Annotated in this window: 7 protein-coding genes and 1 pseudogene; 5 read left to right on the top strand and 3 right to left on the bottom strand. The window is 49.0% G+C overall.

Going from position 1 to position 6,556, the window contains the following annotated elements:
* Nucleotides 1–406: 406 nt before the first annotated feature.
* From ACN0R1_RS12650 to ACN0R1_RS12660, 3 genes and pseudogenes are all read right to left on the bottom strand, one after another.
* Nucleotides 407–661, bottom strand: a complete 255-nt coding sequence (locus ACN0R1_RS12650; protein ID WP_417583372.1) for a transposase — start codon at nucleotides 659–661, stop codon at nucleotides 407–409.
* An 18-nt stretch (nucleotides 662–679) separates the two neighbouring features.
* Nucleotides 680–1,303 carry a hypothetical protein gene (locus ACN0R1_RS12655; RefSeq protein ID WP_417583374.1) on the bottom strand — a complete coding sequence of 208 codons (624 nt, stop codon included), beginning with the start codon at nucleotides 1,301–1,303 and terminating at the stop codon, nucleotides 680–682.
* A gap of 173 nt (nucleotides 1,304–1,476) precedes the next feature.
* Nucleotides 1,477–1,698, bottom strand: a pseudogene (locus tag ACN0R1_RS12660) (IS30 family transposase); the annotation flags it as partial.
* Nucleotides 1,699–1,705: 7 nt separating this feature from the next.
* Here ACN0R1_RS12660 and ACN0R1_RS12665 point away from each other — a divergent pair.
* The 5 genes from ACN0R1_RS12665 to ACN0R1_RS12685 all read left to right on the top strand — a co-directional run bounded on the left by ACN0R1_RS12665 (nucleotide 1,706) and on the right by ACN0R1_RS12685 (nucleotide 6,317).
* Complete coding sequence (locus tag ACN0R1_RS12665; protein WP_417583376.1) at nucleotides 1,706–1,927, top strand: transposase; 222 nt, start codon at nucleotides 1,706–1,708, stop codon at nucleotides 1,925–1,927.
* 11 nt (nucleotides 1,928–1,938) lie between these two features.
* Nucleotides 1,939–2,208 carry a zinc ribbon domain-containing protein gene (locus ACN0R1_RS12670; RefSeq protein WP_417583390.1) on the top strand — a complete coding sequence of 90 codons (270 nt, stop codon included), beginning with the start codon at nucleotides 1,939–1,941 and terminating at the stop codon, nucleotides 2,206–2,208.
* Between the two features lie 1,355 nt (nucleotides 2,209–3,563).
* Entirely contained in the window at nucleotides 3,564–3,875 is a 312-nt protein-coding gene (locus ACN0R1_RS12675) for a helix-turn-helix domain-containing protein (protein WP_417583378.1), read from the top strand.
* Nucleotides 3,868–5,079: a type II toxin-antitoxin system HipA family toxin gene (locus tag ACN0R1_RS12680; protein ID WP_417583380.1), complete on the top strand. Its 1,212-nt coding sequence runs from the start codon at nucleotides 3,868–3,870 to the stop codon at nucleotides 5,077–5,079. The genes ACN0R1_RS12675 and ACN0R1_RS12680 overlap by 8 nt, the downstream gene beginning before the upstream one ends.
* Before the next feature lie 845 nt (nucleotides 5,080–5,924).
* Nucleotides 5,925–6,317, top strand: coding sequence for an antitoxin Xre/MbcA/ParS toxin-binding domain-containing protein (locus ACN0R1_RS12685; RefSeq protein WP_417583201.1), 393 nt, complete (start codon nucleotides 5,925–5,927; stop codon nucleotides 6,315–6,317).
* Nucleotides 6,318–6,556: the final 239 nt, after the last annotated feature.

Genomic DNA, 6,556 nt, shown 5'->3' on the forward strand with positions numbered 1-6,556 from the left:
TGCGCTCTACGGAGCGCCGGTTGGGTTCAATAGCTTTGCTAATGCCGGTCTGTTATAAATTATTCCGTATTATAGTTGGCTCCTATGACGTGAGTTCATGCTTAAATTTCCCTTGTTAGCCCTGGTTTCCTTCGCCTTCTACTGACGAAGCTTATGCAATGGTGAACCTGTATAGAGCCCCCGCAAGAAGTCTGAATAACTCCATATACTCTGTGATTCTGACTTATAAATAAAAAAGACTCATTGGGAAATGCGGCTTTGATCTTCAGGGGGAAGCAGTCGTTATCCTGGTCATCCGCTTGATCACTTTGATCGACGGTGCCGGGGCCAATGTAGTAGAGCTGTGTGTTGAAATTTCAACACCGCAGGCTCCGAGCTGTTTGAGATCAAATCTGAATCGCCATGCTTAATCACTCGTCCCAGCGCTCACGAGCCTCCAGTTCACTGGAGGCATACCGCAGCTCTTTAGATTGGTATTCAGTGGATAGACGGTTGCCAGTGGTGCCTTAGCGTCCAAAAACTCATCCAGCTTGATGCTCTGCTCCCCAGACAGGCTGGCTCGGTTACGCAATAGTAACCAATGGCTGCGCTTGATCACCTTGCTGTCAGACGGGCTATCACATAGCAGGTTAGCCTGATCGCCCCTGACCCGATCGACCATTCGCGCGTTGGGGCAGTTCTAAACTACGTCTTTTATGTACTGGGCGACTTCACATTCGTACAACGGGTTGTAACCGTGCTTCAGAATATCCTGTTCCTCATCGGTCAGCTCCAGGCATGCTCCATCATTGCCAGCCGTGCGCAAACACTCTCGCAATGATCGCCCTAGCTTGATAAGCCTCTGAGACATAGGATTGAGAAACAAAATTTTCTGATGAACGTCCTCCAGAATCTCTTTCAATTCCGGGGTAATGTTCGGAACACCACGGAGTTTTAGGCTCCCATCTGTTTTTACATCAAAACGCTTTTTGATGAACTTCTTTTTCCCGTTAGCATCTCGGCCGCCTGTTGGCACCATGTAATACCATCGCACAGCGACTGAGTGGACTCCGACACGCAGCTCGTATCCAACAGGGCGAATAAACTCCTTACGAGGCTTGAGCCGCATCAGTCGCTGGAATGGCAGGGTGAACGAATCTTCCAGTACTTCAGTGACTCGATCCTCAAGCGCTTGCCTCATCAGGACAATACCAACATGGATTTGTCTAGCTGGGCCACTCAATTGCTCTGAAAGCACGTCATCTCGTTTTAATATCCTAAGAGGTTTTGGCGCAACATCAACCTCCTCACTATCGTCTTCCATCAAAAAGATACCTTTAAAATTTAGCTATGTAGTTGGCTTATCTATACCCATACAGGTATATGTATTTAAATATTTTCACACTTCTCAATATAAGTACAGCTCGATTTCAACTCCGAAATTAGACACTCACCTATGCCGCCTGAATGTACTCTTGGAATACGACTACAGGCTGCCCGACGCACATCCTCATCGGTGATCAGCCTCAGGTTTGTGCCTTTCGGAATGAACTGCCGCAGCAGTCCATTGAAGTTCTCGTTTAGCCCACGCTCCCAGGACAAGGACGGATGCGCAAAGTAGAATTCTACCCCCTGTGCTTTCGCGATCGCCTTGTGCTCGAGGAACTCGCTGCCATTATCCGCCGTGATTGTAGGTATATGGTCGGCATAGGGCGTGAGCCGTAAGGTGCGATTCTCATCTAACTGGCTTAAAGCCAAAGCGCGGATACAACGCTTACATACCCGTATTGCCAATGTCCGACAGGACTACCTGCACAAGACTTCAACCACACTCTGCCAAAGCCACGCGATGTTGGTGATTGAAGATCTTCAGGTGAAAAACATATCGGCATCGGCCAGGGCAGCGTTGAAGCACCGGGTAAAAATGTCCGGGCGAAGTGGGGATTAAACAAGTCGATCCTGGATCAAGGCTGGAGCGAGTTCCGGCGCCAGATGGAATACAAATCGCTCTGGATGGGCGGAGAGGTGTTGGCGGTACCGGCGCATCACACCAGTCAAACCTGCCCAAAATGTGGCAAGGTTTCGCCGTTGAACCGACTCACGCAATCCGCGTTTGTCTGTATCGACTGTGGGTACGAAAACAAAGCCGATGTGGTTGGCAGCCTGAATATTCTGGCTCGGGGAATCGAAATCCGAGGAAGGGCGGGACTACGCCCGGATCGCCTGTGAAGTGAACCGCATTAGCGGTCAGCAGTAGGAACCTGCCACCTGAGCAATCAGTTGGCACCCTCTAAAGGGAATCCACCTCCTGAGGCGCGATGCGCGAAGGGGGTGGAGGATGTCAAATTTCTATCCAAATTAGGCAGTTTATGTACTTCTGATAAACTTAATAAACTCTGTAGAACATACAAGCACCAATCAAGAGTTCAGGCAGACAAAGCCCATGCTCGCGGAGGTGTTAACTGGACCGAAGTGCCCCAGAAGTCGTGGTACAACTATCAGCTCTCCCCCTTGGTACTCACCCGCGACTGTATTCCGGCAGACATTAACCTACCATCGCCTCTGAGTGGATGGATTCTGCTGTGAGTCTTTGGATTCAATGTATGCATGAAAAACCACTTCTGTTTCACCAAACTGTGCGCATATACAGCAGTAGTTGCAGGTCTATCAGTCAACTAGAGATGCATATGGGATGCCACCCTCTTGCGGAACCCCGGCCTTTATTATGCTTGTCTGAAACTCAATGAAGATTCCAAAGACGCAAGTATCAGGACCTGCTTTCCCTGTCGCACAGACGCAATTTGATACAGTGGGGCATCGCCGTAGGAAAGCCCTTTGTGCATCTTGATTAATCATCCTCCTGTTTCTGGTAAGCCTTGAGCTTCTACTAGTAACTTTCCTTGAAAGGGCCAAATCATAGGTCGACGCCTCTGGATGAAGGCGTCCCCAGCATCGTCGCCTTACGCTTTGATCTTCGTTCGCCATCCACTCCACTTTGTTGAGATCGAGGAAGTCATTGGTACAGAGCGCACAGTGGTTAATAGAATGGACCGCCTCTCAATCCAGCCTTCGACAAAGACCCCGTGCCTGCCTATGCGTAGCCGTGTAACCCCTTTCGGTATGCTTGTTAACATACCAGGTCGGTGAACTGAAGGTGATATCGATGGACTCGCTCACTCAAGACGTGTACGGCTATTTTTTGCATTGCCGGAACCGCAAATACGGACCTCCGATGCACGAACCATTGCCGACCCACCGCAATATACAGCTGCTTAATCTACCGTCCCGCTTAGCTCTAAAGGACGTGTGGGACTTGTTTGAATACTCTCGGGGATTCTCATAACAGACTTTTCGAGACCAATAAGGTAATTGCCTTAGTGAATGATGAACTCGCTGACATCGATCAGAGACTGGCTGAGATTTTGCTAGAGCCAGTAAGGAAAACCGGCCTTCGTCAACCTGTTCATGTCCATTGTGCAGGACCAGCAGCTGATCCAGTCGGATGAGGATTTCTAGATCCTGCAAGTAATTTGATATGCTATTATATATATCATGACATTAGTGATGCGTTATGGCATATCAAAATGAGCTATATAACTGAGCCGATAGTGGCGAGCCTTCGAGAAGCACGGGTACGTAAAGGGTTGAGCCAACGGGAGCTGAGTGCGCGCTCGGGGGTGCCACAAAGCCATATCTCGAAAATCGAGTCAGGGAGTGTTGATCTACGTGTGTCCAGTTTGATTGCACTCGCCCGTGTGCTCGACCTAGAGTTATTGGTTGCGCCTAAAAAGTCTGTTCCTGCGATACAGTCGATCATTAGAAGCAGTAGCGGTAATCACGTTGAAGGTGAGCACGTGTCGCCAGCCTACCTTTTAGATGAGGAAGACGATGACTAACCTTGTGTCCACTCTGAATGTTTTGCTGCACGGCGAAATTGTCGGCACGATCACCAACGTGGGTCATGACAGAACGCTATTTGCTTTTACAGATGGCTACATCAATGATGAATCGCGACCGGTGTTAGGGCTTGGCTTTAAAGATTCGCTGGGCGGCTTGCTGACTGATTTCAAACCAACCCAAACCCGATTGCTTCCATTTTTCTCTAATCTACTGCCAGAAGAAAGGATGCGCCACTACTTGGCAGAGCGTGCAGGCGTGAACCCGGCTCGGGAATTTTTTCTATTGTGGGCACTCGGACAAGACTTGCCAGGTGCGATCACAGTAGAGCCAGCCAATGGTGAAGTGCTCCCACCAAATTATCACAACGAAACGCAAGGTGATCCGAAACGTGAGGCACCCATGCGCTTTTCATTAGCGGGTGTGCAGTTGAAATTTTCCGCCGTGCAACAGACAAAGGGTGGTTTAACGATCCCGGCAACAGGTCAGGGCGGCTCATGGATCGTGAAATTGCCGTCGTCTCGATTCGAAGCTGTACCCGAAAATGAATATTCGATGATGGAATTGGCACGTATGCTGGGAATCGATGTGCCAGAGACCCAGCTGCTGCCGATTAATCAGATTGCCAATATCCCGGAAGGGATCGGACAGTTTGGTGAAAGTGCCTTTGTGATCAAGCGTTTTGATCGTGCGGATGGCCGTGCCATACATATTGAGGACTTTGCCCAGGTGTTTGGCGTATACCCTCACGACAAGTACCAAAAAGCCAGTATGCGTAATATTGCTCAGGTGCTGGGCATAGAAGGTCAAGATGAAGACATTGCCGAATTTACCCGCCGATTGGTCTTCAATACGCTCATAGGCAATGCGGATATGCACCTGAAAAATTGGTCGGTGATATACAAAGATAAGCACACAGCATCGATTGCCCCCGCGTATGACTTTGTTTCGACCGTACCCTATATCCCCGATGATAGCGCGGCCCTAAAGGTCAGCCGCAGTAAAAAGTTCAGCGACTTCACGTTAGATGAGTTATCACACTTGGCCGCGAAAGCCATGTTGCCGGAAAAGTGGGTGTTGGAAATAGCCAAGGAAACCGTTGCAGGCTTCAATGAAGTTTGGGCGAAAGAAAAAGCGCACTTGCCCCTGACCCAATCCATGATCGAGGCTATCGAGCGGCACCAGCGCAGCATACCAATTTGAAGGTAAGTGTGGCACGGAAGCAATATTTGGGGGAAAAGGGTGTCTCACTTTGGATGAAATCCAGCATGAGCTATAGGGTGACTATCGATCATGCAGCTTCAGGGAACAGCGAAAAAATCACGAGGACTCAAGTAAATCATGGCAGACCCGTTCGGGCATATCGATTCACTTCTAGGTAGCCCTGACCTGCCCTCGGCATTTAATCCAACCGGCTTCTAGTAATGTTGTTGGTTGTTGAGTCTATTTCCTGCTGCCGGAACGCAGATGCGAACTCCAGAGGGGTCTGATAGCCCAGTGATGAGTGCGGTCGTTGTTCATTCTACGAGAAGTTCGGTTTTCAGTACTTTGATGGTGAGGAGGACCGCATGTTTCTCAACATTAAGGATGTAATTGCGGCTTTTGACAATGTTTGACCCCGCACAGGGCAGCACTTCATACGGCAGTCAGAAGTACCTACACGGTGATGAGCAAAAATCGGAAACCCAGACTTTTTCAACACTGATCAGAGCGCACTGTTAAATGACAGTGGTGTTTACAAACGCTCTCTAAGAGCACAGAACTCTGACCATGATCTGCAAAGGTTGCTAATATGACAACATATTCGTGGGACAAAGTCTGGCGCAGCGTTAAGCACGGCTCAATCCACTTTGCTGCCATAGAAGGATGGTTGGCATTGAAGCAGGTATTCCACCTATTTTTTCGGTATATCAACCAGACTCTTGCTTACCAAACACCTTTGCAGCGGGACCAAGTTAAAACTGGTTCATCGTTCACGAACTCCCACCCGGCTCATCCAGCTGATTGGATCCAATTCAGGGGGAAGGCCACTTTGAAGAGCAAGAGCCATGAGTGAATCAACATTTACAGCTAACAGCCACATACCCCAGCAACAGCGTCATGCCGCATTGCTAGCAGTGTTAAACATATTAGAAAAATGGGGGTGCACCACAGAGGAGCAGATGGCACTGCTGGGAGTTGAAACCGAAGCCGTATTTGACGATTACCTACGCGACCCAGTTACGATAGATATTTCACTGGATACCATGGAAAGACTTTCATATCTGCTCAATATCCATGCACTGCTGAGAACACAGTTTTCAGATCCGGCTTCTGTCTATAGGTGGGTAAAGAAGCCAAACAGCGCCCCTTTCTTTGATGGCCGTAGCGCTATGGACGTGATGACTCAGGGTAAAGTCGCAGATCTATATGAAATAATGCAGAGATTGAGCTTAGATTAATGCATCTCGGCTTCAAGGCATCCACTCTGCTTGCCTGGCGTCAGTTCGGAAATCCTCTAAGCACTGCGCCCCTATGACATCATTTCAGTGATATCTAGGTATTAAGCCAAGGAATAATACATATGACCGCCATGGTGGTCGGCGCAGCCTGAACGAATGAGATCTGGTCACAACCTGCATACATCTGGAGAACAACTATGAAAGTCATGACCCCGCAAACCATTGAAGCTGTCAGCGAT

Origin of the sequence: Nitrincola sp. (genome assembly GCF_048264025.1) — a bacterium.
In the GTDB taxonomy this organism is placed as follows: domain Bacteria; phylum Pseudomonadota; class Gammaproteobacteria; order Pseudomonadales; family Balneatricaceae; genus Nitrincola.

Bases quoted from the DNA above. Each gene is read 5' to 3' on its own strand.
- ACN0R1_RS12650 (WP_417583372.1), bottom strand. From the start codon at position 661: ATGGTCGATCGGGTCAGGGGCGATCAGGCTAACCTGCTATGTGATAGC.
- ACN0R1_RS12655 (WP_417583374.1), bottom strand. From the start codon at position 1,303: ATGGAAGACGATAGTGAGGAGGTTGATGTTGCGCCAAAACCTCTTAGG.
- ACN0R1_RS12675 (WP_417583378.1), top strand. From the start codon at position 3,564: ATGAGCTATATAACTGAGCCGATAGTGGCGAGCCTTCGAGAAGCACGG.
- ACN0R1_RS12680 (WP_417583380.1), top strand. From the start codon at position 3,868: ATGACTAACCTTGTGTCCACTCTGAATGTTTTGCTGCACGGCGAAATT.
- ACN0R1_RS12685 (WP_417583201.1), top strand. From the start codon at position 5,925: ATGAGTGAATCAACATTTACAGCTAACAGCCACATACCCCAGCAACAG.